This window comes from Streptomyces nogalater (genome assembly GCF_039532885.1).
GTDB lineage: Bacteria > Actinomycetota > Actinomycetes > Streptomycetales > Streptomycetaceae > Streptomyces > Streptomyces nogalater.
The window spans coordinates 61,135-86,563 of sequence record NZ_BAAASM010000004.1 but is presented as its reverse complement, the minus strand read 5'-3'; the positions used below and the strand labels follow the sequence as shown (position 1 = coordinate 86,563).

General features: G+C 71.9%; 22 protein-coding genes. 11 read left to right on the top strand and 11 right to left on the bottom strand.

Annotated elements, in window-relative coordinates; all coding sequences use genetic code 11:
- Positions 1 to 60 precede the first annotated feature (60 nt).
- The 6 genes from fabD to ABD350_RS05255 all read right to left on the bottom strand — a co-directional run bounded on the left by fabD (position 61) and on the right by ABD350_RS05255 (position 7,804).
- Positions 61 to 2,652, bottom strand: coding sequence for an ACP S-malonyltransferase (fabD, locus tag ABD350_RS05280; RefSeq protein ID WP_344346557.1), 2,592 nt, complete (start codon positions 2,650 to 2,652; stop codon positions 61 to 63).
- Positions 2,649 to 3,440, bottom strand: a complete 792-nt coding sequence (locus tag ABD350_RS05275) for an enoyl-CoA hydratase-related protein (protein WP_344346556.1) — start codon at positions 3,438 to 3,440, stop codon at positions 2,649 to 2,651. Before ABD350_RS05275 ends, fabD begins: the two co-directional genes overlap by 4 nt.
- Before the next feature lie 4 nt (positions 3,441 to 3,444).
- Positions 3,445 to 4,677 carry a hydroxymethylglutaryl-CoA synthase family protein gene (locus ABD350_RS05270; protein WP_344346555.1) on the bottom strand — a complete coding sequence of 411 codons (1,233 nt, stop codon included), beginning with the start codon at positions 4,675 to 4,677 and terminating at the stop codon, positions 3,445 to 3,447.
- Positions 4,661 to 5,554, bottom strand: a complete 894-nt coding sequence (locus tag ABD350_RS05265; protein WP_344346554.1) for a DUF6039 family protein — start codon at positions 5,552 to 5,554, stop codon at positions 4,661 to 4,663. The genes ABD350_RS05270 and ABD350_RS05265 overlap by 17 nt, the downstream gene beginning before the upstream one ends.
- Before the next feature lie 91 nt (positions 5,555 to 5,645).
- Positions 5,646 to 6,959, bottom strand: coding sequence for a cation:proton antiporter (locus ABD350_RS05260; RefSeq protein WP_344346553.1), 1,314 nt, complete (start codon positions 6,957 to 6,959; stop codon positions 5,646 to 5,648).
- Positions 6,960 to 7,045: 86 nt separating this feature from the next.
- Entirely contained in the window at positions 7,046 to 7,804 is a 759-nt protein-coding gene (locus tag ABD350_RS05255) for a Crp/Fnr family transcriptional regulator (protein ID WP_344346552.1), read from the bottom strand.
- 328 nt (positions 7,805 to 8,132) lie between these two features.
- Between ABD350_RS05255 and ABD350_RS05250 the strand changes: the two genes are divergently transcribed.
- On the top strand, positions 8,133 to 9,434 hold the full coding sequence (locus ABD350_RS05250) for a cytochrome P450 family protein (protein ID WP_344346551.1): 1,302 nt from the start codon (positions 8,133 to 8,135) through the stop codon (positions 9,432 to 9,434).
- Positions 9,435 to 9,501: 67 nt separating this feature from the next.
- On the top strand, positions 9,502 to 10,197 hold the full coding sequence (locus tag ABD350_RS05245; protein ID WP_344346550.1) for a 4'-phosphopantetheinyl transferase family protein: 696 nt from the start codon (positions 9,502 to 9,504) through the stop codon (positions 10,195 to 10,197).
- On the opposite strand, the gene ABD350_RS05240 is transcribed toward ABD350_RS05245, so the two are convergent.
- The gene (locus tag ABD350_RS05240) at positions 10,179 to 10,847 is read right to left on the bottom strand and encodes a Crp/Fnr family transcriptional regulator (protein ID WP_344346549.1); all 669 of its coding nucleotides are present in this window, start codon (positions 10,845 to 10,847) and stop codon (positions 10,179 to 10,181) included. The genes ABD350_RS05245 and ABD350_RS05240 overlap by 19 nt on opposite strands.
- 393 nt (positions 10,848 to 11,240) lie before the next feature.
- The gene (locus ABD350_RS05235; RefSeq protein ID WP_382466840.1) at positions 11,241 to 11,441 is read right to left on the bottom strand and encodes a winged helix-turn-helix transcriptional regulator; all 201 of its coding nucleotides are present in this window, start codon (positions 11,439 to 11,441) and stop codon (positions 11,241 to 11,243) included.
- Between the two features lie 347 nt (positions 11,442 to 11,788).
- Here ABD350_RS05235 and ABD350_RS05230 point away from each other — a divergent pair, with 347 nt between their 5' ends.
- On the top strand, positions 11,789 to 12,529 hold the full coding sequence (locus ABD350_RS05230) for a class I SAM-dependent methyltransferase (protein ID WP_344346548.1): 741 nt from the start codon (positions 11,789 to 11,791) through the stop codon (positions 12,527 to 12,529).
- A gap of 270 nt (positions 12,530 to 12,799) precedes the next feature.
- Here ABD350_RS05230 and ABD350_RS05225 read toward each other — a convergent pair whose 3' ends face one another.
- The gene (locus tag ABD350_RS05225; RefSeq protein WP_344346547.1) at positions 12,800 to 13,213 is read right to left on the bottom strand and encodes a MarR family winged helix-turn-helix transcriptional regulator; all 414 of its coding nucleotides are present in this window, start codon (positions 13,211 to 13,213) and stop codon (positions 12,800 to 12,802) included.
- A 205-nt stretch (positions 13,214 to 13,418) separates the two neighbouring features.
- On the opposite strand from ABD350_RS05225, the gene ABD350_RS05220 reads away from it, so the two are divergent.
- The 4 genes from ABD350_RS05220 (at position 13,419) to ABD350_RS05205 (ending at position 17,302) form a co-directional block, all read left to right on the top strand.
- The gene (locus ABD350_RS05220) at positions 13,419 to 14,330 is read left to right on the top strand and encodes an SDR family oxidoreductase (protein WP_344346546.1); all 912 of its coding nucleotides are present in this window, start codon (positions 13,419 to 13,421) and stop codon (positions 14,328 to 14,330) included.
- Positions 14,331 to 14,346: 16 nt separating this feature from the next.
- Positions 14,347 to 15,219, top strand: a complete 873-nt coding sequence (locus ABD350_RS05215) for an amidohydrolase family protein (RefSeq protein ID WP_344346602.1) — start codon at positions 14,347 to 14,349, stop codon at positions 15,217 to 15,219.
- 11 nt (positions 15,220 to 15,230) lie between these two features.
- Positions 15,231 to 16,754, top strand: coding sequence for an acyl-CoA synthetase (locus tag ABD350_RS05210; RefSeq protein ID WP_344346545.1), 1,524 nt, complete (start codon positions 15,231 to 15,233; stop codon positions 16,752 to 16,754).
- 89 nt (positions 16,755 to 16,843) lie between these two features.
- Positions 16,844 to 17,302: a MaoC family dehydratase gene (locus ABD350_RS05205; RefSeq protein ID WP_344346544.1), complete on the top strand. Its 459-nt coding sequence runs from the start codon at positions 16,844 to 16,846 to the stop codon at positions 17,300 to 17,302.
- Between the two features lie 62 nt (positions 17,303 to 17,364).
- On the opposite strand, the gene ABD350_RS05200 is transcribed toward ABD350_RS05205, so the two are convergent.
- Positions 17,365 to 20,985, bottom strand: coding sequence for a hypothetical protein (locus ABD350_RS05200; RefSeq protein WP_344346543.1), 3,621 nt, complete (start codon positions 20,983 to 20,985; stop codon positions 17,365 to 17,367).
- Positions 20,986 to 21,255: 270 nt separating this feature from the next.
- Entirely contained in the window at positions 21,256 to 22,056 is an 801-nt protein-coding gene (locus ABD350_RS05195) for an inositol monophosphatase family protein (protein WP_344346542.1), read from the bottom strand.
- Between the two features lie 165 nt (positions 22,057 to 22,221).
- Here ABD350_RS05195 and ABD350_RS05190 point away from each other — a divergent pair, with 165 nt between their 5' ends.
- The 4 genes from ABD350_RS05190 to ABD350_RS05170 all read left to right on the top strand — a co-directional run bounded on the left by ABD350_RS05190 (position 22,222) and on the right by ABD350_RS05170 (position 25,411).
- Positions 22,222 to 22,770 (top strand): cysteine hydrolase family protein, encoded by a 549-nt coding sequence (locus ABD350_RS05190; protein ID WP_344346541.1) that lies wholly within the window; start codon positions 22,222 to 22,224, stop codon positions 22,768 to 22,770.
- 82 nt (positions 22,771 to 22,852) lie between these two features.
- Entirely contained in the window at positions 22,853 to 23,266 is a 414-nt protein-coding gene (locus ABD350_RS05185; protein ID WP_344346540.1) for a hypothetical protein, read from the top strand.
- A 147-nt stretch (positions 23,267 to 23,413) separates the two neighbouring features.
- The gene (locus ABD350_RS05180) at positions 23,414 to 23,995 is read left to right on the top strand and encodes a sugar O-acetyltransferase (RefSeq protein ID WP_344346539.1); all 582 of its coding nucleotides are present in this window, start codon (positions 23,414 to 23,416) and stop codon (positions 23,993 to 23,995) included.
- A 231-nt stretch (positions 23,996 to 24,226) separates the two neighbouring features.
- Positions 24,227 to 25,411 carry an aminotransferase class V-fold PLP-dependent enzyme gene (locus tag ABD350_RS05170; protein ID WP_344346537.1) on the top strand — a complete coding sequence of 395 codons (1,185 nt, stop codon included), beginning with the start codon at positions 24,227 to 24,229 and terminating at the stop codon, positions 25,409 to 25,411.
- The last annotated feature ends 18 nt before the right edge of the window (positions 25,412 to 25,429 follow it).

Sequence of the window (25,429 nt, the reverse complement as noted above, 5' to 3'; positions counted from 1 at the left end):
GGCACAATTAGGCCATTCCTTCGGAGATCGGCGCAGCTCACTATTGAGCAGGCCGCCGAATTATCGGCCCAGCGAGGAAAAACGGTCCCGGAGGACCTCGGCCGCGCCGGCCATCAAAGCCTCGGCGACGGCGTCGACATGGCGGTTGCGCCAGTCGGCGAGCGCGGTCCCGGCGGCGAAGCGGTTGAACGCGCCGATCGCCGGGCCGGTGTGGATCTGGTAGTTGACGCGCTCGGCCGGGTCGCCGCGCAGCGCCATCCGGGTGCTGTGCACGAAGTACCAGCGGAACACCAGCGCCATCCGGTGCCTGGGGTCCCGCTCGGCCCGCTCGACCTCCTGGGGGCGGCCGCCCCGCAGATGGTACTCGCGGGTCTCCTTCCAGACCTGTTCCAGGTCGCGGTGGAACCAGCCGTCCTCGATCGTCCGCCGCAGCTTGGCGTCGATCGCCTCCAGGCCGTCGTACTGCCGGTACGCCTGGTACAGCTTGTTCGCGCGGGCCGCGAACAGCGTGCCGCGGCGCAGCACCTGCACCCGCGCCCCGATCTCGAACATGTCGCCGGCCGGCGCGTACCCGGTGTCCTGGACGTCCGCCTGCGCCAGCAGGTCCTTCACCGCATCGGACGTCCCGGCCTGCGGGGTGCACTGGTTGACCGAGCCGGTGACCACGAAGTCCGCGCCCAGCACGAACGCCGCCGCCAGGCTCTCCGGCGCGCCCAGGCCGCCCGCCGCGCCGACCCGGATGCCGTCCGGGTAGCCGCGCTCGGCCACGATCCGGTCCCGCAGGCCCGTCATCGCGGGCATCAGGGTGTACGCCACCGCGGCGTCGGTGTGCCCGCCCGAGTCGGCCTCCGCGCACACCTCCCCCGCCAGCGGCAGCGCGCGGCCCGCCTCCGCCTCCGCGGCGGTCAGCAGTCCGTCGGCGAGCAGCCCCCGTACCAGTGCCTCCGGCGCCGGCTCCATGAACGCCGTCGCCACCTCCGGCCGGGAGACCTTGGCCAGCAGCCGGTTCGGCGCCACCGCCCGGCCCGCGCCGTCCCGGTGCGCCCCGCTCAGCCGGTACCACACCAGCGCACGGGTCGGCTGGGTGAAGCCCGACGCCTCGACGAACCGTACGCCGTGCCGCAGGAACAGCCGTACGGTGGTCTCCTCCAGCGCCGGGTCGTGCAGCGCGTGCAGCAGATTCATCCCGAAGCGGCCGTCCGGGCCGAGTTCGGCGCGGAGCGTGGTGATGGCCGCCTCGATCCGCTCGGGCCGCAGCCCGCCGGTCCCGAAGTACCCGAGCAGCCCGGCCCGCGCCATCCGGGCCACGAGTTCGGTGGAGGCGATGCCCTTGTACATCGACCCGGCCAGGTAGGCGTACCGCACCCGGTAATCGGCCCGGAACCCCGCCGACCCCAGCCGCTCCGCGGTGAGCCCCGAAAGGCCGTCAGGGGGTGGCGTCTGAGCGGGGGTTGGTGGGACTACGGCCGCGGCGGCTCGGGACGGAGAGGTGGCCGGTCCGGCGTAGGACGGAGAGGTGGCCGGTCCGGCGCCGGACGCCGTGCCGGTGACCGCTCCGGCCGCCGATGGTGCCGGGGCGTGGCCGGCGGCGGGTTGGGGTCGCGAAGCGGAGTCGTGGCCGGCGACGGGCCGGGGTCGCGATGCCGGATCGTGACCGACGGCGGGCCGGGGTCGCGGCGCCGGAACGTGACCGACGACAGGCTCGGCACCCGGTGCCGCATCGTGACCGACGACAGGCTGGGGACGCGATGCCGGATCATGACCGACGGCGGGCCGGGGTCGCGGTGCCTGCCCGTTCTCCGCGTCCTTCCGCGCCGCGTCCCACAGCCCCGTCAGCACTCTGCCCGGGCCCTGTTCGGCGATCCGGTCGACACCCTGCTCCAGCAGGTGCCGCATGCTCTCGGACCAGCGGACCGCGCTGTGCACCTGGGCGGCCAGCAGCCGGCGGACCTCGCCGGGGCGGTAGGGCCGGGCGGTGACGTTGGCGATCACGGGGCGGCCGGGGTCGCGCAGCTCGAAGCCGTCCAGGAAGGCGGCGAACTCGCGGGCGGCGTCGGCCATGTGACGGGAGTGGAAGGCGGCGCTGACCCGCAGCGGGACGCAGCGTCCCGCTCCCGTGGCGGTGACGGTCTCGGCGGCGCGGCGCAGCGACTCGGCGGGGCCGGAGAGCACCACCTGCTCGGCGGAGTTGAGGTTGGCGAGGTCGACGTCGTCGAGGCCGGCCTCGGCGAGCAGGCCGGCGATCCGCGCGGCGCCGGGGCCGATCACGGCGGTCATCGCGCCGCCGGTGGCCCGGCCCATCAGTTCGCCGCGGCGGGCGACCAGGGCCAGGCCGGTCTCGAAGTCGAAGGCGCCGGCGGCGAGCAGCGCGTTGTACTCGCCGAGGCTGTGCCCGGCCAGGAAGTCGGGGGCGGGTTCGCGGGCCGCGTACGCGCGTCTGGTCAGCTCGTTGACGACGAACAGCGCGGGCTGCAGGTAGCGGGTGTCGGTGAGCCGTTCGCCGGCGTCGCCGAGGCAGAGTTCGCGCACCGAGAAGCCGAGGATCCGGTCGGCGACGGCCATCGCCTCCGGGTAGCGGTCGAACAGGTCGCGGCCCATGCCGCGGCGCTGCGCGCCCTGGCCGGGGAAGAGCCATGCGGTCCGCCGCGTCACGATCCGCCCTCCCACGGGAAGCGCTGCCGTTCGGCGAAGTCGGCGATCCGGCGGCCGACACCGTCGGAGGACATCAGCCGGGCGAACTCGTCGATCGCGAGGCGCTCGGCCTCCGGGGTGATGATCCACATCTTGGTGAAGTACCGCTTCAGGTCGCCGACCGTGGCGCCCTCCACCTTGGTGACCCGGAAGGCGAGTCTGCGCAGCGCCGGCTGGAGCTGGTCCACCAGCTGGTCGACCAGGCCGGACAGCAGTGCCTGATCGGCCGTCACCGGCAGGGTGCTCAGGCTCATCGCGTAGGCCTTCTGGAAGCCGGTGCGGCGGATCAGGAACGGGGCGACGCTGCACGGCAGCAGACCCCACAGCGCCTCGGGCAGGCTGAACGTGGAACGGGGTGTGGCGAGCACGAAGTCGCTGGCCGCGACGAGGCCGACGCCGCCGCCGGCCACCCGGCCGTCGACGGTGGCGACCACCACCCGCGGGGTGAGGGTGAGGCGTTTCAGCAGGCCGAGGAACTCGGCGCCGCCCTGTGCCGCCCGCTCCCGGTCGGGGCGGCCCTCGGCGGCCGCCCCGAGCAGGTCCATGCCGGTGCAGAACACGCCGTCGCCGCCGGTGAGCACCACCACCCGGCAGTCCGGGTCGGCCTCGGCGGTGTCGAGCGCCGCGTGCAGTTCCCGGATCATGGCGGTGTCGATGCTGTTCTGCGCGTCCGGGCGGTCGAGGGCGACGGTGAGGACGCCCGGCGTGCCGGAGAGTCGGATCGTACGGTGATCCGTGCTCAGGTCCATCTGCTCAGCTCCATCGGTAGCGCCGGTGGAAGTTCTCGATCCGGTCCAGCACCAGGTGCTCCCTGCCGTGCAGCGCCGGGTCGTAGACGTCCGCGTACCGCGACACGTCGAGGACCGCGTCCTGCACTCCGGGGGCGCCCTCGGCGGTGTGTTTCGCCAGCCGGTCGTAGTCGGCGACGGCGAGCCGGTGCCGGGCGTCCAGGGCGTCGGCGGTCCGGTACTGGGCGAGCAGGGCGGGCGCCCCGGCGCCGACCACGCCGCTGTAGAACTCCGAGGCGCAGCCCGACCCGTAGGAGAACAGGCCGACCCGGCGCGGTTCGCTGAAGTCGCCGTGCTCGATCAGCGACAGCAGGGCGACGAACAGGCCGGCCGCGTAGGTGTTGCCGATCCGTGCCGGGTTGACCAGCGAGGCGGCCATCCGGGTCCGGAAGTCGGCCTCGATGGCGTCCGGGGACATCCGCTTGACCCGGCGCATCAGGTGCCGGTGGGCGCCCTTGACCATCCCGCCGAACGGGGTGTGGAAGGCCAGGTGGTCGAAGGTGTCGACGAGGTCGGCCCCGGCGACCGTCTCCTGGTAGTCGGCGAAGGAGCGTTCCAGGCACTCCAGGTAGGCCAGCAGGGAGAGGTCGGAGTCACCGGCCGCGAGGTCGGGGCGCGGCCGGCAGGTGTCCATCACCTCGTGGCTGTAGAGGCCGGCCGCGCCGGGGTCGAGGTCGAGCACCTCGGGTTCGGGGCCGATAAGCAGGGCGGCGGCGCCGGCGCCGTGGGACGGCTCCCAGTACGGCATGCCGACCACCGAGCCGCCCGCGTCGGCGGCGATCACCAGTGCCCGGGCCCGCGGGCGGGGGCTGCCCGCCAGCAGGCCGAGCGCGGTGCGCAGCGCCGCGGTGCCGCCGTAGCAGGCGTGTTTGACCTCGAAGGAGCGGCAGCGCCGGCCGAGATTGAGGTAGTGGTGCACATAGGTGCTGATCGGCTTGCCGAAGTCCAGGCCGGACTCGGTGCCGACGATCACCGCCTCGATGCTGTCGCGCTGTTCCCCGGTGAGCCGGTCGAGGATCGGCCTGGCCGCGTTCACGGCGTTGGTGACCGGGTCCTCGCACGGCAGGTTGACCGACTTCTGCACCATCATCAGGTTGTCGAAGCGGCCCAGGTCCAGTCCGCGCGCGTGGAACAGTTCCCTGACGTCCAGGGCGGCCCGCCCGACATAGGCGTGGGCCGCCTCAACTCCGACGGCCATGCAGCGGCGCCCAGAGGGTGTCGGTCATCGTGCCGTCGAGCACCGTGCGGTGCCAGCCGCCTCCGCCCTTGCTGTCGGGGACGACCTGGGAGGCCATCAGGCGGCGCAGCTCCGGGTCGGTCTCCTGCAGGGCCGTCAGCTCGTGGTAGGCCTCCGGAGAGGCGAGGTGGATCAGCAGGTGCAGGCGGTCCTGCTGGCCCCACATCTCCTCGTAGAGGAAGGCGGTGGCGCGGCCGGTCATCGCCTCGGAGACGTATCCGGCCCAGTCGAACCAGAACTTCCGGGCCTCCTCGCGCAGCGCGTACCGGACCTGGAGGCGGCGGTGCACGGTGAGCGGGGTGTTCACGGAGTGCAGCAGCTGCTCGGGGGCGAGCCGGGACTGGTAGCGGGCCGGTGGCTGGAAGGTGTCCAGCGGGTGGTCGTCGTCGTGGTGGCTCAGACCGTGCTGCGGGCAGATGATCGTCTCGGTCATCGAGCCCTCGACGAACATGCGTTCCCAGTTGCCGCCGCCCTTGGTGGGCAGCCGGTCGCCGGCGGACACGTCGGCCCACTTCTGGGAGTGGTCGACCATGTCGAGCATCCGGCGGTAGTCGCTGGGCTCCTTCAGGTGCAGCAGCCAGTGCAGCCGGTTCTGCGTCCCGAACAGCTCCTCGAAGGCGAAAATCGAGACGTAGCCGACCTGGGCGTTGTTGATCAGGTCGACCAGGTCCGCGGAGAAGGACATGCCTTCCTCGCGGAACTCGTTCTTCAGCTGCCCGACCCGGTGGATGAGGAATCCCGCGTCGGCGGAATTCAGCAGTTTGTCCAACGGCACCGAGGTCTGGTGGAACGCCGGCCTGATCCTGGGTTGTGTGCTGGAATCTTCTGCGGCCGTCACGTTGCCCGCCTCCTTTTCCACGGAAATCAGCCGGTCGTCCCCGACGATCACTACCGGATTACGTTAAGAGCGCGCAGCGGATTCCTGCTGCTCAATTCTGCGCAGGGTCGGCCGGCGCCGAGGGGCGGTCCGCCCAGGCGGCGAGTTCGGCGGCCCGCAGGTGCTCCTCGGAGCGGTGCTCGACCTTCGCCATGGTCCAGCGCAGGGTGGGCGCGGCCATCACCGAGGTGAGTACGGCGACCAGCACGATGATCGAGTACATCGCGGGGCTGACCACGCCGAGCCGCAGGCCGATGCTCGCCACCACCACCTCGACCGCGCCGCGGGCGTTCAGCCCGGAGCCCAGTGCAAGCCCTTCCCAGTGCGTCAGGCGGCCGAACCGGGCGCCCAGGTAGGCGCCGGCGAACTTGCCGCCGACGGCGAGCAGCAGCACCACCACCGCGGCGGCGAGCGTCCCGGGGTCGCCCAGCACCGACAGGTCCACCTTCAGACCCGCCCCGGCGAGGAAGACGGGGGCGAACACGGAGAGTGTGACGGTCCGCAGCGGGGCCAGCCGCGCCGCGGTCTCCCGGGACGGCGAGCTGAGCAGGCAGCCGACCGCGAACGCGCCGAGCGCCGACTCCAGGCCCAGCGACTGGCTGCCGGCCGAGGCGGCCAGGATCGCCACCACGGTGATCGCGATCACCGGCCCGGAGCCCTCGGCCTTCTCGGCCCGTCCCAGCGCCCGGCGCAGCAGCGGCCGGGCGGCGATCACCACGGCCAGGAACAGCAGCAGGTGCGCCACGCTGGAGACGATGTGACCGGCTTTCAGGGCGCCCGCCGTCATGGCGGAGACCAGCGACAGCAGGATCCAGGCGACCACGTCCTCACCGGCCGCCGCGGCCAGCGTCAGCTGGCCGATGTCGCGGTGCAGCATGCCCAGGTCGGTCAGCGTCTTGGCGATCACCGGGATCGCGCTGACGCCCATCACCACACCGATCAGCAGCGCGAACGAGGAGCGGTCGGCATGCGGGCCGAGCAGGCTGCCGGGCAGCAGCAGGCCGGTGGCGACGCCCAGGCCGAGCGGCAGCACCAGCGCGGCGATGCTGATCGAGAGCACGGTGCGAGGGCGCCGGCGCAGCATCCGCAGGTCCAGGTGGGCGCTGGACAATCCGATGAACAGCAGTACGCCGAAGGTGCTGACCGCTTCCAGCAGCCGGGTCTGTGAGCTGTCGGCCGGCCACATCCAGGCGTACATGTCGGGCGAGAGATGTCCGAGCACGGTCGGCCCGAGCACCACACCGCTGAACAGTTCGCCCACCACGCCCGGCAGGCCCACCCGGCGGGCGAGTTGGCCCATGCCGGTGCCGACGAGTAGCAGGGACGCCAGCTGCAGCAGGAACAGCAGGGTCTGATGCTCGCTCATGTTCGGACGTCCCCCTTGGTGCCGGTCTTTTCCGGAGTCCCAAGGGTTGGCGTCCCGACGAGTGCCCAGCTACTCAGAATTGAGCATCAGAAGCGGCCGTCGGCCGCCGGCCGGCCCTCGATGTAGTCGCCGAGCCGCCGGTCGTCGACGAGCAGGGAACCCTGCACCATGTCGACCAGGCCGGCCTCCCGGAAGCGCTTGAGGAACAGCCCGACCCGGGAGCGGGTGGTACCGACCATCTCGGCCAGTTCCTCCTGGGTGATCCGGGCCCGGATCAGCACCAGCGGCCCGCGGCGCACGCCGATCTGCCGGGAGAGCAGCAGCAGCCGGGCCGCCAGGCGGCGCTCGCACTCCATCGTCACCATGTCGACGATGATCTTCTGCTGTTCGATCACCCGCTCGCCGAGGTGCCGCACGTACTCCGGCAGCAGCCCGCCCTCGGCGAGCACCGAGAGGAACCGGTCGCCCGGGATCTGGTGCAGCGTCGCCGGTTCCAGCGCGACGACGGTGTCGGAGCGCTCGCTGCCGAGCAGCCCCAGTTCGCCCAGGACGTCGCCCGCCCCGGAGATGGAGAGCAGACATCGCTTGCCGCTCCCGGTGGTCATCAGCGTTTTGACCTGCCCGGTCTCGATCACGTATATGTGCCGGTCCCGGCCGCCGTCCATGTACACGTGTCCCCGCCGGGGCACCGTCAGGGTCGGGGTGTCGTGCAGCCGCGTGGCGCACAGCGCGCGCAGCTTGGTGCGGAAGCGGGCCGAGTCGGTGTCGGCCTGCTCGACGGGACGCCGCACGGGGGCGGCGGTGGCGGTAGGACGGGTCCGGTGGTGTTCCAGTGTTGCCCTCATCTTCAACCTCGAATCGCCTAGAAAGCGGCACAGGACCGTCGTCCCGGCCCGGGCGGCCCGGCCCGGCGGACGCGTTGGACTGGCGTGAGGATCGCCATGATGTACGGATAAGCGAGGTGCGGGGGCAAGCATAGGAAAATATCCGGCCTACACCAATGCCCGCGCACCCTCATTCGACGCGGGTCTGCCACCGGCCGCGGCGGCTCCCCGCCGACTTCGCGCGATGCTCAATCCAGCGCAGAAATGCCCGGTTCGGCCGGTCTAGGTTCGGTGCGCTCGGGCGTAACCGCCGGATCGAGCCGACCTGCCGAGGAACGGAGACTGCCCCGTGAATGACCGGTCATCACAGCCCGGCGCGCCGTCCGGTACCGAGGACCCGAAGGTCCTGCCGACCGGGCCGCGGGTCGACCCCTACGCGCTGTACTCCGACATGCGCGCCGAGGGCGTCGTCCACACCATCCGCGAACCCAACGGCCTCCACCGCCGGCTCGTGCTGCGCTACGCCGAGGCCCGCGACGTCATGAACGACGCCCGCTTCGCCAAGGATCCGGGCCTGGCCTGGGACCAGTTGCGCGACGCCGGCTACGTCAAGGGCGAGCGCGACAACCGCGCCGACTACCTGTACCACCTGGTCAACACCGACCCGCCGGACCACACCCGGCTGCGCAAGCTGATCAGCAAGGCGTTCACCAACCGCCGGATGGAGGCGATGCGTCCGCGCGTGCGGGAGATCGCCGAGCAGCTGCTCGACGGCCTCGCCGGTCAGCGGACCGCCGATCTGATCGAGAGTTACGCGCACCCGCTGGCCACCACCGTCATCTGCGAGATCCTCGGCGTGCCGAACACCGACCGGGAGAACTTCCGGATCTGGGCCACCGCCATGCTCACCGCCCCGGACGCGGTGGTCGACGGCGCCCTCACCCCGCAGCAGGGCTACGCGGCGATGCAGTCCTTCTTCACCGAGCTGCTGGCCCGCCGCCGCGAGGAGCTCAAGGACCTCGCGGAGAGCGACGAGGACACCAGCGACCAGCAGCCCGATGTGATCACCGGTTTGATCGTCGCCCGCGACGAGGGCAACCGGCTCACCGAGACCGAGATGGTCTCCACCGTGATGTTGCTGCTCAGCGCGGGTCAGGAGCCGACCGTCAACCTGATCGCCAACGGCACCCTGGCACTGTTCGACAACCCGGAGCAGTTCGCCCTGCTGCGGGCCAAGCCCGACCTGGTCGCCTCCGCGGTGGAGGAGTTCCTGCGCTACGACCCACCGGTGGAGCTGTCCACCATGCGGGTCTCCACCGAGGATGTCGAGGTGGCCGGCACCGTGATCCCGGCCGGCAGCGTGGTCACCGTCTCCATCGCCTCGACCAGCCGCGACGAGCGGCAGTTCGAGAACCCCGACCGGCTGGACATCACCCGCACCGACAACCCGCACCTGGCCTTCGGCTACGGCCTGCACCACTGCATCGGGGCACCGCTCGCCCGGATCGAGGGTCAGGAGGCCATCGCGGCACTGGTCGACCGCTACCCGGGCATGTCGCTGTCCGGCTCCCGTGACGACCTGCGCTGGCGCCCCACCCGGATCATGCGCGGCCTGGTCGAGCTGCCGGTCGAACTCGGCCCGCCGGCCTGACCCGCGCGGGATGACAGAGCGAGGGCTCCGGCCCGGCACGCGCGAGGCCCACGTATGGACCGCGCGCGTGCCGGACTCGGACCACGACCCCGCGGTCCGGGCGGGGCTGGCACTGCTCACGCCCGCCGAGCACGACCGGCTGGCCCGCTTCCGCTTCGCCCGGGACCGCGCCCAGTACGCGGTGGGGCACGCCCTGCTGCGTACGGCGCTGTCCTGGTGTCACCCCGAACTCCCGCCGCTGGGTTGGGAGTTCCGCACCACTTGGCACGGCCGTCCGGAACTCGCCGGCCGTGGCGCGCAGACCGGGCTGAGGTTCAACCTCTCCCACGCGCCCGGTGCGGCCGTCTGCGTGGTGACCCGCCGGACCGACTGCGGCATCGATGTCGAGGAGGCCGCCCAGCAGCGCACCCCCCGGCCGTCCGGAGTGCTCGCCCCCGCCGAGGCCGCCGCGCTCGCCGGGCTGCCCGCCGGCCGGCGGGCCGACGCCCTCCTTCGGTACTGGACGCTGAAGGAGGCCTACACCAAGGCTCTCGGGCTCGGCCTCGCCCACCCGTTCCACCGCTGCGACTTCGGCGCGCTGTCCGACACCGGGACGATCGCGCTGGCCGCCGATGCCACGGGCCAGTGGCAGTTTCACCAGTGGCGGCCGGGCCCCGGCCATATCGCCGCGCTCGCCCTGCGCCGCGGCGCGGACGCCGCCGGGATGGTGGTGGTCCACCACGGCGACGCCCCCGCCGGCCCCGGTCAGACCATCGCCACGTAGCGCGCCAACCGGGGCTCATTCACGGCCAGTTGGGCCGATCCGCTGTGCACCAGCAGCCCGTTGTCGGAGAACCTCTTCAGGAAGAACCCCACCCGGGAGCGTGTCGTCCCGACCATTTCCGAGAGTTCCTCGTGCGTGATCCGCCGTTCCAGTCGCAGCTCGGCCCCCTGCCGCCGGCCGACCTTCCGAGCGAGATCGAGAAGTGTCACCGCGAGCCGCTGCTCGCAGTTCATGGTCACCATGTTGGCGATCAACCGCTGCTGCCGGGACATCTGCGCCATCAGGTGCAGGGCGAACTCCTCGGTGTTTCCCAGATCCTGCAGCACCGCCGCCACATGTGCGGCCGACAGTTTCCGCAGGACACTCCGCTTCATCGCCGTCGCGGTCTCCGGGCGCGTTCCCCGCAGGATTCCCAGTTCACCGAAGAACTCCCCCTCCACTCGTATGGACAGCAGACATCGCTTGCCGTCCGGCGAGTCCGAAACGGTCTTGACCTGGCCTTCCTCGACGAGGTACAGGCTGTCGTCGGACTGCCCGCTGGAATACGCGTTCTCGCCGCGCACCAGCCGCACCACCGGGGCCGCCCTCCCCTCCCCGGCCATTCTCTCCCGCAGAGTTTCCCACAACGGCGTGCACGTGCCGGCGAACATATGTACTCCCCCTCGCATCCGGCGGCCGTAACGAGGCGGAATCCAGTCAACAAAAGTTGAAGGCCCGTTCCACCCTCCCCAGGCAAATCGTGCCCCCCTGCACTCCGCCGAATCTGGACCATATACCATCTTCGGCCACTCGCCCGGTCCATTCGCCGGTCCAAGAGGGACTGTTTTCGGCCACGCCAGATCAAATTCGCTGCTCTACCACTGCGCCACCGCCCGGAGAATGGCGCGATCCGGCCACTCGACACTCAAGCCCGGCCGCCGACCGCCTCACCGCACGCACGGCCACACCGGTCGGCTCGAAAGGGTCGGTCCGCGTGAGAACAGCCTCATCGTGCGGCCCGAGAGGAACCTGACCGCTCCTGGTCATGCCGCCGGACTCATCGCTCAGCGACTCGACTGCCGGGCCCGGACCGCCTCGATGCCCGCGACATGTCCTCCGGCCCGGAGCCGTACGGCGCGCAGCGAGCGGCCCAGCGGGGTGAGGGCGTACTCGACGCGGGGCGGGTCCTCGTCGTACGCGTGGCGGCCGACCAGACCGCCGGCTTCCAGGAAGCGCAGGGTCTCCGTCAGGACCTTCGGGGTGATGCACCGGGATCCGGGGCATCGGCGGTGTACGGGCGTCCGCGCGACCGAGCTGGACCGTCAAGCCGCCGGCTGCGGTGATGTGGCTCCTCCGCCCGGGTCTCGTCTCCGGCGAGACGATCCACGTCGAGGGCGGCGCCCGCCACAAAGACACCCGACGCCTTCGCCACCGCGTACGCACAGGCCCGCGAGGACCGGCCTCTTGGGCCGGTCCGACGGAGATCTGCGCGGCACCGGACAGGGCTCGTTTCCGGCGGATCACGGGTCGAGCCAGGGCCGAACCGGGGCCAAGGCCGGCCAGTGCCCTAATCGTGTTGACCGCGCCCGACAGGCAGTGCTGGAGTCGGCACATGGACAGCATCCCCGGCAACCGGCAGCTCTGGAACCAGATCAGCAGCGCCTACCAGCACAGGCACGACCCGCAAATCGGCGCCGCACCCCGGCTGTGGGGCATGTACTCCATCCCCGACGCGCACCTGCACGCCCTGGGAGACGTCACCGGCAAGCGCGTCCTCGAACTCGGCTGCGGCGCCGGCCAGTGGTCCAGGGCGCTCGCCGCCGAGGGCGCCACCGTGGTCGGGGTCGACCTGTCCGAAGCCCAACTCGCCGCTGCGTCCCGCGCGATGGGAACGGCCCGCTACCCGCTGGTGCAAGGCGCGGCCGAACAACTCCCCTTCGCCGCCGACAGCTTCGACCTGGTGTTCTGCGACTTCGGCGGGCTCAGCTGGGCGCCCCCGCATCTGGCCGTCCCGCAGGCCGCACGCGTCTTGGTTCGAGGCGGACGCCTGGTGTTCAATGTCGCCAGCCCGTGGTTCGAAGTGTGCTACGACGAAGCGGCCGGCCGGGTGACCACGACGCTTCAGCGGGACTACTTCGGGCTGGACACCATCGCCGAGGACGACGGCGCGACCAGCTATCAGCTCACCTACGGCGACTGGGTCAAGGTCCTGCGCGGCGCGGGTCTCGTCATCGACGACCTCATCGAGCCGCGGCCCGAGCCGGGAACACCCAACGGCTACAACGAGACCGATCCACCCGACTGGGGACACCGCTGGCCGGCGGAACTGCTCTGGGTAACCCACAAACCGTAAGTCCCACCGCGCCGGGACATGAAGGCAGGCGTCCCCGCTCCGCAGGTGCGGCCGTCGGCAAGGACGCCTGCCACACCCCCCGGAAGCAAGCAGACGGCCGCCCACCTGGTGCGGCGGACGAAGACGCACCGGCGGATCGAGTGCTACTACCGCCAACTCACCACGTCATCCCCGTCACCGCCGCCCAGGCCTTCCCCACCCGCCCCGACGCCACCTGCGGCCGACCACTCACCACCAGCACGGCCTCACCCGCAACCTGACGACGCGTCATCAGGACAGGGCCCGCCACGCCCCGACGAGTGCCCGGCGGAACGCGTCGGCCTCCTCGGCGGTCAGGTCCGCGATCATGCGCTCCTCCAGTGCGCGGGCCGGCCCCGCGTACTCGGCCAGCAGCTGCCGCCCCGGGGCGGCGAGCAGGATCAGACGTTCGCGGCGATTGCCGGGATTGGGCTCGCGGCGGATCAGGCCGCGGCGTTCCAGGGCGCGGACCATGTCGGCCATGGACTGGGCGGTGACGAAGGAGTCGCGGGCGAGCTGTGCGGCGGAGATTCCGTCGCGCCGCTCCAGCACGGTGAGGGCGGTGTACTGCAACGCCGTGATCCCGGCGGGCTTGAGCAGTTCCTCCAGGCGGGCGCGTACCGCCAGTTCCGTTCTCTTGACCAAGTAGAGCAGTGAGGCGCTCATGCTCGCCCTCCCGTGGTGACGGGCCGCCCGGGTCGGTTCATGTCGTTCCCTTCGCTGTTCGCCGCGGACTCGGCGGCTCCACACTAGGCCATTGACAGGAATCCTGTTGATTACCCAGACTGGCGTTCATCAGGATTCCTGTCGATCCCGGCCCGGGCCGGCGCTTTCAGTACTCCTCCCTCACCCCGTAAGAGAGGCACCTCTCATGGCTCTTCAGGGAAAAACCGCCGTCGTCACCGGCAGCGGACGCGGTCTCGGACTGGCCTATGCCCAGGCCCTCGCCGCGGCGGGCGCCGCCGTCGTCGTCAACGACACCGACCAAGCCGTGGTCGACGCGGCCGTCGCCTCGATCACCTCCGCGGGCGGCAGGGCGACCGGTGTAGTCGCCGCGGTCGGCGACAGCGAGGCGGCCCGGCGACTGGTCGACACGGCGGTGGAGGAGTTCGGGAGCCTCGACGTGCTGGTCTGCAACGCCGGCATCCTGCGCGACCGGGTGCTGTGGAAGATGACCGACGACGACTTCGACGCCGTGGTCCGCGTCCACCTGCGCGGCACCTTCACGTGTGCCCGGGCCGCCGCCGTCCGCATGCGGCAGCAGGGCACCGGTGGCCGGCTGATCCTGATCTCCTCACCGGCCGGGCAGCGCGGCAACTTCGGGCAGACCAACTACGCCGCGGCCAAGGCCGGGATCGTCGCCATGGCCCGGACCTGGGCCATGGAGCTGGGCCGCGCCGGCATCACGGTCAACGCCGTGATCCCCGTCGCCGCCACCGAGATGACCAAGACCATCCCGGTCTTCGCGCCGTTCATCGAGGAGTCCGAGCGCACCGGCAAGCCGCTGCCGGACTGGCTGCGCAAGGACGAGGGCCTCGGCACCGTCGAGGACGTCGCCGGCCTGGTCACCTTCCTGGCCTCGGACCTGTCCGCCGAGGTGACCGGGCAGGCCATCGGGGTCGGCGGGGACCGTCTGGCCCTGTGGGCCCATCCCAAGGAGAAGGCCGTCGCCTTCGCCGACGGCGGCTGGAGCGCCGACGCCATCGCCTCCGCGTGGGCGGACGGCGTCGGCGCCGAGCCCGAGTCCTACGGCATCCCCGCGCCCCGGGTACCGGAGGCGTGAGATGGGCGACCTCGCACTGGACCTCGACCGGCTGACCGCCATCGACGTGCACACGCACGCGGAGGTGTCCAAGGACGGGCACGGGGCGCTCAGCCCGGAACTGATGGGGGCCTCCGAGGCGTACTTCAAGGCCCACGGGCACCGGCAGCCGACCATCGAGGAGATGGCCGCCTACTACCGTGAACGCCGCATGGCGGCCGTGGTGTTCACCGTCGACGCCGAACACGCCACCGGCCACCCCCGCATCTCCAACGAGGAGATCGCCGAGAGCTGCGCCGCCCACGCCGACGTCCTGATCCCCTTCGCCTCCATCGACCCGCACAAGGGCCGCGCAGGGGTGCGTGAGGCCCGGCGTCTGGTCGAGGAGTACGGCGTGCGCGGGTTCAAGTTCCACCCCAGCGTCCAGGCGTTCTCCCCGAACGATCCGCTCGCCTACCCGCTGTACGAGGCCATCGAGGAACTCGGCGTACCCGCCCTCTTCCACACCGGCCAGACCGGCATCGGCGCCGGCCTCCCGGGCGGCGGCGGCATCCGCCTGAAGTACTCCAACCCCCTGCTCGTCGACGATGTCGCCGTGGACTTCCCGCGGTTGCGGATCATCCTGGCCCATCCGTCCTTCCCCTGGCAGGACGAGGCCCTCGCGGTGGCCACCCACAAGCCCTACGTGTACATCGACCTGTCCGGCTGGTCCCCGAAGTACTTCCCACCGCAGCTCGTGCGGTACGCCAACAGTCTGCTCAAGGACAAGGTCCTCTTCGGCTCCGACTACCCCGTCATCACACCCGACCGGTGGCTCGCCGACTTCGACACGCTCGACATCAAGCCGGAGGTCCGGCCGAAGATCCTCAAGGAGAACGCCGCCGGCCTGCTCGGCCTGCGCCCTGAGTGAAGGAGCCGTTCGTGTGGAACCAAGGCATCGGCTCATGGCCGGCGCGCCGGGCCCGCAAGACACCCGACCGGATCGCCGTCGTCCACGAGGAACGCCGCTGGACCTACCGGGAACTGCACCAGCGCGTACTGCGTCTCGCCCATGCCCTGCGCGGCCTGGGCACGAAACGCGGCGACCGGGTCGCCTACCTGGGCCCCAACCATCCGGCCTTCCTGGAGACGCTGTTCGCCGCCGGTGCCCTCGGCGCGGTCTTCGTCCCCCTCAACACCCGGCTGGCGGCCCCGGAGCTGGCGTACAACCTGTCCGACTCGGGCAGCACCGTCCTCGTCCACGACGTGGGACAGGCGGAGGCGGCCCGCGCCGCGGCCGAGGCGGCCGGGGTCCGGCACCGGATCGCCCTCGCCCGGTCCGACGACGATGACGCCCTCGGCTACGAGGACCTGCTGACCGGTGCGGAAACCGGTCCCCTGGACGAGACCGTGCTACCGGAGGACCCGTGCCTCATCATGTACACCTCCGGGACCACGGGCCGTCCCAAGGGCGCTGTCCTCTCCCACGGCAACATCACCTGGAACAGCGTCAACGTCCTCGTCGACACCGACCTCACCGGCGACGAGGTCACCCTCGTCGTGGCCCCGCTGTTCCACTCCGCCGGGCTCAACATGACCTGCCTGCCCACCCTGCTCAAGGGCGGCCGGGTGGTGCTGCTCGGTTCCTTCGACGCCGAACGCGTGCTGGAACTCATCGAGAGCCGACGGGTGACCTGCATGTTCGGCGTCCCCACGATGTACGACGCGATGGCGGCGCGGCCCCGCTGGGCGACCACGGACCTGTCCAGTCTGCGCACCCTCAACTGCGGCGGCGCCCCCGTTCCGGCCCGCACCATCGCCGCCTACCTCGACCGCGGCCTGGCCTTCAGCCAGGGCTACGGGATGACCGAGGCATCCCCCGGAGTCCTCTACCTGGACAAGGAGCATGCCGCGGCGAAGGCGGGCTCCGCCGGCGTACCGCACTTCTTCACCGACACACGCCTGGTCCTGCCCGACGGCAGCTACGCCGGCCCCTCAGAGCCCGGGGAGATCCTCGTCCAGGGCCCCAACGTCATGACCGGCTACTGGGGCCGGCCCGAAGACACCGAAGCCGTCTTCACCGACGGCGGCTGGCTGCGCACCGGCGACGTCGCCCGCGTCGACGAGGACGGCTACGCCTACATCGTCGACCGGGTCAAGGACATGTTCGTCTCGGGCGGCGAGAACGTCTATCCGGCCGAGGTGGAGGGCGTACTCCTCACCCATCCCGCGGTCGCCGAGTGCGCGGTCATCGGCGTACCCGACCCGGTCTGGGGCGAGGTCGGCCGTGCCGTCGTCGTGCTCGATTCCGGCGTCCGCGCCGACGAGGAGGACCTCCTCGGCCATCTGCGGGGCAGGCTCGCCGCATACAAGATCCCCAAGTCCCTCGTGGTGACGGAGAGCCTGCCCCGAACGGCCACCGGGAAGATCGTCAAGTCCGTCGTGCGCGACACCCACGGGGACTGATCCCACCACCCCCACACCTGGCAGACGTACCGGGCAACGCGCCCCGACGGACACACCGACCACCGTCCGCCCATCGAAAGGATCCGCCCATGCCCACCACTGCCCACGGCCTCGACGCACTCAAGTCCCTCGGCGGAGCCGACCTCGGCCGCACCGAGTGGCTCGAAATCACTCAGCAGCGAGTCAACACCTTCGCCGACGCCACCGGCGACCACCAGTGGATCCACACGGACCCGCAGAAGGCCGAGGGCGGGCCCTTCGGCGGCCCCATCGCCCACGGCTACCTCACCCTCTCCCTCGTCATCCCCCTCTTCAACGAACTGCTGAGGATCACCGGCACCACGATGAGCGTCAACTACGGCCTGGACAAGGTCCGTTTCCCCAGCCCCGTCCCCGTCGGCGCGAGGATCCGCCTCCATGGGGTCGTCGGCACGGTGGAGGAGGTCAAGGGCAACGGCGTGCAGATGCCCCTGACGTTCACCGTCGAGGTCGAGGGCCACGACAAGCCGGCCTGCGTGGCCCAGGCCGTCTACCGCCACTACGCCTGACCAGCGGGAAACGGGAGCCATCGCGCCCGCACACCCCCACCGGAGCGGAGCCCCGCGAACCACTACCGGGCGGCCAACAACGCCTCCACCGCCGAGACCGGATCCCACTCGGGGTCCAGACCGGTCAGCCGTCGCGCGACCCGGTGCCAAGCCGCCGGGTCCGTGCCGAGTCCGGAGCGCACCAGGTCCGCGAGGAGAGCGCGGGCCTCGGCGGCCTCGGGCGGGGCGTCCGTGCGCCGGGCGGCCGCGCCCAGATAGGCGAGTATCCGCGCGGCCGGGGCCGCGAGGCGCATCAGGTCCGCGCCGTCGAGCAGTCCCGCCGTGAGCAGCCCGTCCAGTTGGGTGGTCGGCGCGTGGCGGAACAGGTCGCCGAGACCGTGCCGGGCGCGCTCCCGGGTGAGCCGAGCGCCGCCGGGCAGGCCGTCGGGCCCCGGCTCCGGCAGCAGCGCCGCATGTCGCAGCCGTACGTCCTCGGGGACGCCGTCCAAGCGGATGATGTCCCGCCAGTACGGGAGCGGTTCCCCGGTGTGGGCGGCTTCGAGCGCGGCCCAGTCCACGGGCTCGCCCGGCGGGAGGGACTCGACGAGGTCGCGTGCGTGCGGGGCGTGCCGGGCGCGCCGCAGCTTCCGGACGAGTTTCTCCGGCGCCAGTTCGCGGTCGAGCCGGGCGCGGAGTACGGCGGCGGGGTCGGCGGAGGCGAGGGCCTTCGCGCATACGGTGGTGGCGGAGCGCCCCAGCACGCCCCGCCCCGCGAGCCGCGCCAGCCGGTCGGCACCGCCGTACTCCAGCAGCCGTAGGCAGCCGAGCAGTTGATACCCCAGGCCGAGCCGGGAGCCCTCTGTTTCGAGCAGTTCCTCCAAGAGGTCGGGTTCGGCGGAGCACAGCCACATCAGACCGCCGGCCGGCCGCGCGGAGTGTCCGGCTCGCCAGTCGGCGAGCACCCGGGCGCCCAGGGACGGCCGCCCGGCACCTGGCCGTGACCGGGTCACGATCCGGTGGACGAGGGGCCGGGGTATCCAGTGCCGCAGCAGGGCGAGATCGACCTCGGGGTCGTCGAGGTCGACCAGGCGCTCCACCGCGCCGCTGCGCTCCATCCAGCGGGACTGGGAGGCCAGGACGCGCAGCGCGTCGGGGTCGCGGTCCGCGAGCAGCCGGTCGAGGACCGTGCGGGGCGTGCGGTCGTGGCGCAGCAGGTACGCGGCGAGCAGCCAGGGCCCGTCGGGCCCGAGCCGGGGCAGGACGGCGTCGACCACCTCGGCGTCGGCGAGGCACAGCAGGGTGCCCTCCGGCCAGCCCCACAGATGGTCGCCGTGCTCCAGCAGCTTGATCGCCTCGTCGGGGGTGGCCGGTCCGGACCTGCCGATGGCCGTTCCCGCGTGCGCCGCCGGGCCCGCACCGCACTGCGCGCGCTGGAGCAGCCGCGCCCAGGTCAACCCCTCACCGGCGGCTTCGGACGCCGTCACGGTCGCGGCCAGGCGGAGCCAGGCGTCGGGGTCGGTGCCGAGTTCGGCGCGCAGCCGACGGGCGAGCGCGGCCCGCCACGCGTCGGCGAACGCCAGTCGCTGCCAGTCGTGGGGCAGCAGGAGCAGACGCCGGGCGGGCAGCAGGGTGAGCAATTCGTCGGCGGGCAGCACGCCCTGTACGTAGGCGTGTTCGGTGTGCTGTGCGGCGGATCCGTATGTCTCCGGGAGTTGTGCGCGCACCTGCGCGAGGGTGGGCGCCCCGTACGCGAAACCATCCCCGGACGGGGGGATGCCGTGGAAGGCGCAGGCGAGGGCGAACCAGCGAGGGGTGGCGAGGCCGGGCGCGGTCGCCGGCTCGTAGTCGGCCAGCGCGCGCAGCACCTCGGGGTCCTTCGGCCGGGGCGCGCCGTCCGGGGCGAGGGAGTACAGCAGGTCGAGCGCGGCCAGGGCGTGCACACGGTCGCGCCGGTGGAGAGTACGCCGGGACGAGGGTTCCCGGAAGGGTGACAGGTGTTCGGCCGGCGGCCCGGAGTCGGCGACACTCTCGGGCTCGGCAGCGTGCTCGGCCGGCGGGTCGGACTCGGCGACGCGCTCGGCCCGCGGTTGGGACTCGGCAGCGTGCTCGGCAGGCGGCGCCGGTGGCCGGGGCTCGGTGGCTGCCTGGTCCGGGACCTTGCCCGCCTTGGCGATCAGCTCCGCGACCGTTCCCGCGTGCTCGGGCAGCAGGACGTCGAGCGCGGCCCAGGCTCGCTCCCGCTCCCCCAGGTGCGCCCGTGTCAGTGCCCGCAGTTCGGCGGCCGCCGCCGTGCCCAGCAGGTCCCGTTCGGCGAGGCGGGCGAGCGCGGCGAGGGCATGGACGGCGGGGCGCGCGGTGCCGATCAGTTCGACCGGGTCGAGGTACCCCGCCGTTGCCATGCCCTCCGCCCAGACGGCGGCGCTGTCGTCGAGCTCCTCCTGGGCGAGGCGCCGAGTGGGCAGGGTGGTGTTTCCCGCACGGCGGCCCCCGGCCCGCCACGGCTCGTTGAGGACGCACAGCCGGAACGCCTGGCGCTGTGCGTCGCTCGCCGCCTCGTGGCGGGCCAGCTCCTCGCAGGCCTTGGGCATGAACGGGGTCGCGGCATGGGCCGCGGCGAGCGCGTCGAGATCATGGACGTACGGCTCGGACAGCAGGTCGCGCAGGGTGCTGGTGCCCCGGGCGGTGGCGAGCAGCGCGGGCAGCCGGGCGGGGTCCTCGTAGGGTTCGCCCTGCGCGCGCAGCCGACGCGGCCCGTCGCCGTCCGGGGCGGCCAGGGCCTCGGTCACCGTGTCGACGGTGGCCCGGCTCAGCCAGGCGGCCGCGGCGGGGTCGTCGAGCAGGGCGCGTACGGCGTCCGGGCCGGTCCGCTCCCAGATTCTCAGCAGGGCGTACCGCTGGGCGGCCTGTCGCACTCCGCACCGCAGTGCCGGCACGACGAGGTGCGGGTCGCCCGAGCCGAGCAGCGGGGCGAGCCAGGTGCGCGGGACCTCGCCGTGCGGCGCCGTCAGCTCGGCGCGCAGCGCGCTGTCGAGCGGGACGGCGTCGAGCCGTTCCGCGATGGTGCGGCGCAGGGACTGGGTGGTGCGCGGGTTGCGGTAGACGGCTGCGGCGACCCGGGCGTCACCGACCGCGACCAGCCGGGCCAGCACCCGGGTGTCGAGCCGGGGATGGCGGGCCAGGGCGGCCCGGGTGCGGGGGTCGCCGTGGTCGAGGACGGCGGCGACGAGGGTGGGCGCCGGCGGGGTTCCGCCGGCCAGCAGCTCCGTCGTCACCCGCTCGGGCAGGGCAGCGAACGCGGCAGCGGCGTGCCGTGGCTCCGTGTGCTCAAGGAGCAGGCCGAGCGTGCGGTGGACACTGCGGGGCGCGGGCGGACGGAGCGTGTCGTCTCGCACTGGTGGCGCCGGCGGCGCGGCGAGCAGCTCGGGCAGGGCGCCGGGGTGGCCGGCCAGCGCGTCGTGCAGCGCGCACCAGCGGTCCGCGTCCCCGCCGAGGTGACGCTTCGTCACATCACGGAGGAAGGCGGCCGTCTCGTCGTCCACTCCCCCCGCGGCGGCGACCTTGGCCGCCACCGAGCGCGCCGGCCGCGCCCGCCGCACCGCCCGCACCGCGACTCCGCTGCGCGGGCCCGTACCCTCCGCGCCCCGACCCGCCCCGACCATCTCGCGCAGCAGCCGCCCCGCCGCCCCCACCTGCGTCTTCGTCATGCCCGCCATGCTAGAAGCCGGCACTGACAATCCCGGCCGGCACCAGCACCAGCCCGCCGGGGAGACCCCTCCCAACCGCCCACTGACTCCCGCGGACGCCACCACGCAGGGCACCGGGGTGCCTGTCGCGCCGCGCAGCCAGACCGGTCTCCCGTCGGCAAGCAGCACGCTCAGGGGCCTACGGTACGCCGTCGAAGGGCACCCGCTGGGGCGGCAGGCCGCTCCAGTCCCAGACCGACCCAGCCCGGCGACACCCATGCGGCCGCAGCACTAGCTTCGGCTGCGCATCATCGACATCAGCAGCCCGTGGGTCTCGTCGTCGGCGGCGACCACAAGCCCACGGCCTGCCTCACCTATCGGGGCACCGTCGATGCCGGTGACAACGCAGCCGGCAGCCCGGCACAAAGCGATACCGGCCGCGAAATGCACACTTCCGGACAGGTCGCTGCCATCGGTGACATACGCGGCGCGCTTGCCGGCAGCGACCCAGGCCAGCGCCAGCGTCGTGGACACGACGCGCGGCCGGAAACGTGCGACGAACCCAGGGTGGGCCAGCAGATCCACGGCCCGGAATCCCGGCGCGCTCGGGAACGGCGGATCCAGGTTGACGTCTACCAAGCGGGTAGTGGGCGTGGGCGTCAGCAGCGCGTCGTCGGCGCCGTCATGCCGCACCCAGGCGGCCTCCCCGTCGGTGAAGAAAACCTCGCCGCTGAACGGGTCGGCCACGGCCGCCGCCCCATCGCGCAGCGCCACGTTGACGGCTACCAGCATGGTGCCGACGGCGTAGTTCAGCGTGCCGCACAGGGGATCCACCAACCACTGGCGCACAGCGTCGGTGGCGCCCTGCTGCCCGCCTTCCTCACCGAGTACCGCGTCATCGGGCCGTGCGGCACGGATGACGCCGAGGATCGTCTTCTCGGCCTCCACATCGGCGGCGGTGGCAAAGTCCCCGGCACCCTTATCGATGCGATTGAGCCGCTGACCGTACATGTCACGGACCACGTCCGCGCCAGCCCGCGCCCCGGCTATCGCGACTGCAGCATCGTCGGAGCGCACGTATGAGTCGATCATGCCGTGCAGACTATCGAGGCGAAGCTACCCGTCCCGGCGAACCTTCCCGGTCAGAGCACTAGGGAGCGAGAAGATCTCCGGCAGCCCCGGCCCGGCCGCCCCAGGAAGGTCTTCGCGAACAGAAAACACCAAGGGGATAAGCGTAAATCTGGGAACCCGGTGGGCGTGAGCAAAACTGCGCTGCTGGTCATCGACATGATCAACACCTACGACCACAAGGACGCCGACCTGCTGCTTCCCTCCGCGCGGGAGGTTGTCCCAGTCGTGGCGGACCTCCTGCGTCACGCGCGAGGTCTCTCGGTGCCGGTGATTTACGTGAACGACAACTTCGGTGAGTGGCGATCGCATCACGGCGAGTTGCTGGACGAGGCCTTGAACGGCCCGCACGGGTCTTTGGTGGAACCGTTGAAGCCCGACGCGGAGTCGCTATTCGTCCTGAAGGCCCGACACTCGGTCTTCTTCGAGACCCCTCTGGAGTACCTCCTGCGACAACAGAACATCGATCAGTTGGTGCTCACCGGGCAGGTGACCGAGCAGTGCGTGCTGTACTCGGCGCTGGACGCACACATCCGCCACTTCGACGTGGTCGTTCCCAAGGATGCCGTAGCGCACATCCACGAGGACCTCGCGCGGGCAGCCCTGCAGATGATGGAGCGGAACATGGGCGCGCGGGTGTGCACGAGCGAGGAACTGCGAAGGCGACCAGCCCTGTGACCGCCCGGGACCGCCGACGGACCGACGGGGGCGGTCCGCGTGCAGTTGCCGACGCCCCGGGCGGAAGTGCGAAGATGCGTGCGTGGTGACAGAGGTCGAATGGGCCCGCATCCGCAGGGGGCTGCGCTTCGGGCAGGTTGTCGAGGGCACCGTCGTGAAGGTTCCTCGGCCCGGGGCGATCGGGATCTTCGTGGACATCGGCCTGAGCGTCGGAGGCTTCGTCGACGTCGTGCTGCTTCCGGAACGCAGCGATGACTGGCCGGCCGAGGGCACGGTCGCGGATTTCGAGATCTGGTGGGCCGACAGCCGTCACCAGATCCGGCTGAAGCCGGCCGACTCCCGGTATCTGCGGACCGACTTCGAGGACTTCGTGCGATGCGTACGTCCCCGTTGGCCGTCCGAGGTCGGTCAGCCCGTGCCTGATCCCGGGCCCCCGACCCTCGATGAGATGCGGTCCGCGCTGCGCTCCGATGGACCGCCTGCCGGGTCGGTGTGAGTTCGTGGCGGCGTCCGCGGGCCATGCCGGTGATCCCGCCGCGCGGCGTCGGCCAGGGCCGTCACCGGCGGAGCTGTGGCTGCGCACCGGCGCAACTCCGCGACGTGGAGCGTACGTTCGTACGCCCCGCGAGGTACGCTCGTCCGCATGCCGACGGACTACTTCGCGGACGATCCGCGTACGAACCTGGAGCGCATGGAGGCAGGCGACCTCTACATCGCCGACGACCCCGGCATCGCCCGCAGACAGCAGCAGGCCGTCCGCCTGGCCACCCGCTACCAGGCCGCCTACGCCGAGGACGCCGCCGCGGCCCAGCCGATCCTGGCCGAACTGCTGGGCGCCCTCGGTGAGGGGGCGCACGTCCGTCCGCCGCTGTACGTCGACTACGGCAGCAACATCACCATCGGTGCCCGGACCTTCGTGAACTACCACCTCACCGCCTTGGACGTCGCCGCCATCACGATCGGGGAGGACTGCCAGATCGGGCCGAACGTCCAGTTGCTCACCCCCACTCACCCGCTGGAACCGCAGCCGCGCCGCGACAAGCTGGAAGCGGCGAAGCCGATCGCCATCGGTGACAACGTCTGGCTCGGCGGCGGGGTCATCGTGTGCCCGGGGGTGAGTATCGGCGACAACTCCGTCATCGGCGCGGGCGCCGTCGTCACCAAGGACATCCCCGCCGACACCGTCGCCGTGGGCAACCCGGCCCGCGTGGTGCGGAGCCTGTGAGGCTGTCGCCATGGTCACCGGACACGCCGACCGGAACGCCGTACCCGCGTCCTGATCGAGGGCCTGCCCCTCCACCGCGCCCTGGCCACCGCACCCCACGACCGCTCCCTCACGCTGGAGACGATCACCCGTATCACCCGCACCGGCCGGTGTGCCCCCTGACCGCCCGTGCGGCACAGGCCTGACCGCTGTGCCGCACGGGCCCCCACAAGCCCCGTGTGAAGGAGTGCCATGCCGGAACCAGTGAACGTGGCCCGTGCCCGCCGCGAGACCCCGGGGTGCGCGAACGTCGTGCACCTCAACAACGCCGGCGCGGCGCTCACCCCGGCTCCGGTCCTCGAAGCCGTCATCGACCATCTGCGGCTGGAGGCACGGCTCGGAGGTTACGAGGCCGCGGCGGCGCAAGCCTCCGAAGTCGACGCCGTCTACGGGTCGATCGCCCGCCTGATCGGCTGCCGGCCGCACGAGGTCGCCGTGGTCGAAAGCGCCACCCGTGCCTGGGACACGGCCTTCTACGCGATGCGCTTCCGGCCCGGCGATCGCATTCTGACCTCCCGCGCCGAGTACGCCAGCAATGTCATCGCCTTTCTGCAGGTGGCCCGCCGCACCGGCGCCCGCGTCGAGGTGGTCGACGACGACGAACACGGCCAGTTGTCGGTAGCGGACCTCCAGCGGCGCCTGGACGATGACGTCAAGCTCGTCGCCGTCACCCATGTGCCCACCCAGAGCGGTCTGGTCAACCCCGCGGCCGAGATCGGCCGGCTGACCCGCGCCGCGGGCGTTCCGTTCCTGCTCGACGCCTGCCAGTCCGTGGGGCAACTGCCGGTCGACGTGGGGGAGATCGGCTGCGACATGCTGTCGGCGACGGGGCGCAAGTTCCTGCGCGGGCCGCGCGGTACCGGCTTCCTCTACGTTTCCGACCGGCTCATCGACAAGCTGGAGCCGCCGTTCCTCGACTTGCACGCCGCGACGTGGACCGGCGCGCACACCTACGAAATCCGGTCCGACGCTCGGCGGTTCGAGGTCTGGGAAGCCAACTACGCGGCGAAGATCGGCCTCGGTGTCGCCGTGGACTACGCTCTGGACTGGGGCATCGAAGCGATCGAGGAACGGGTCACGGCCCTCGCGGCGCGGCTGCGGCACCGGCTCGCGCGGACACCGGGAGTAACCGTCCAGGACCGTGGCCGGCGTCTGTGCGGCATCGTCACGTTCACCGTCGACGGCGTACCCGCCACCGACGTACGGCAGCATCTCGCCGCGGCGGGCATCAACACCAGCGTCTCGACGATCGCCTCGGCCCGCTACGACCTGGGCGCGCGCGGGCTGCCCGCCGTGGTGCGCGCATCGGTGCACTACTACAACACCGACGAGGACATCGAGCGGCTGTCCCAGGCGCTCCACTCCCTCTCGGCCTGAGCGCCCACCCGCGTACGG

Bases quoted from the DNA above. Each gene is read 5' to 3' on its own strand.
- ABD350_RS05275 (WP_344346556.1), bottom strand. From the start codon at position 3,440: ATGGACCTGAGCACGGATCACCGTACGATCCGACTCTCCGGCACGCCG.
- ABD350_RS05270 (WP_344346555.1), bottom strand. From the start codon at position 4,677: ATGGCCGTCGGAGTTGAGGCGGCCCACGCCTATGTCGGGCGGGCCGCC.
- ABD350_RS05260 (WP_344346553.1), bottom strand. From the start codon at position 6,959: ATGAGCGAGCATCAGACCCTGCTGTTCCTGCTGCAGCTGGCGTCCCTG.
- ABD350_RS05255 (WP_344346552.1), bottom strand. From the start codon at position 7,804: ATGAGGGCAACACTGGAACACCACCGGACCCGTCCTACCGCCACCGCC.
- ABD350_RS05240 (WP_344346549.1), bottom strand. From the start codon at position 10,847: ATGTTCGCCGGCACGTGCACGCCGTTGTGGGAAACTCTGCGGGAGAGA.
- ABD350_RS05230 (WP_344346548.1), top strand. From the start codon at position 11,789: ATGGACAGCATCCCCGGCAACCGGCAGCTCTGGAACCAGATCAGCAGC.
- ABD350_RS05225 (WP_344346547.1), bottom strand. From the start codon at position 13,213: ATGAGCGCCTCACTGCTCTACTTGGTCAAGAGAACGGAACTGGCGGTA.
- ABD350_RS05220 (WP_344346546.1), top strand. From the start codon at position 13,419: ATGGCTCTTCAGGGAAAAACCGCCGTCGTCACCGGCAGCGGACGCGGT.
- ABD350_RS05205 (WP_344346544.1), top strand. From the start codon at position 16,844: ATGCCCACCACTGCCCACGGCCTCGACGCACTCAAGTCCCTCGGCGGA.
- ABD350_RS05200 (WP_344346543.1), bottom strand. From the start codon at position 20,985: ATGACGAAGACGCAGGTGGGGGCGGCGGGGCGGCTGCTGCGCGAGATG.
- ABD350_RS05195 (WP_344346542.1), bottom strand. From the start codon at position 22,056: ATGATCGACTCATACGTGCGCTCCGACGATGCTGCAGTCGCGATAGCC.
- ABD350_RS05180 (WP_344346539.1), top strand. From the start codon at position 23,414: ATGCCGACGGACTACTTCGCGGACGATCCGCGTACGAACCTGGAGCGC.
- ABD350_RS05170 (WP_344346537.1), top strand. From the start codon at position 24,227: ATGCCGGAACCAGTGAACGTGGCCCGTGCCCGCCGCGAGACCCCGGGG.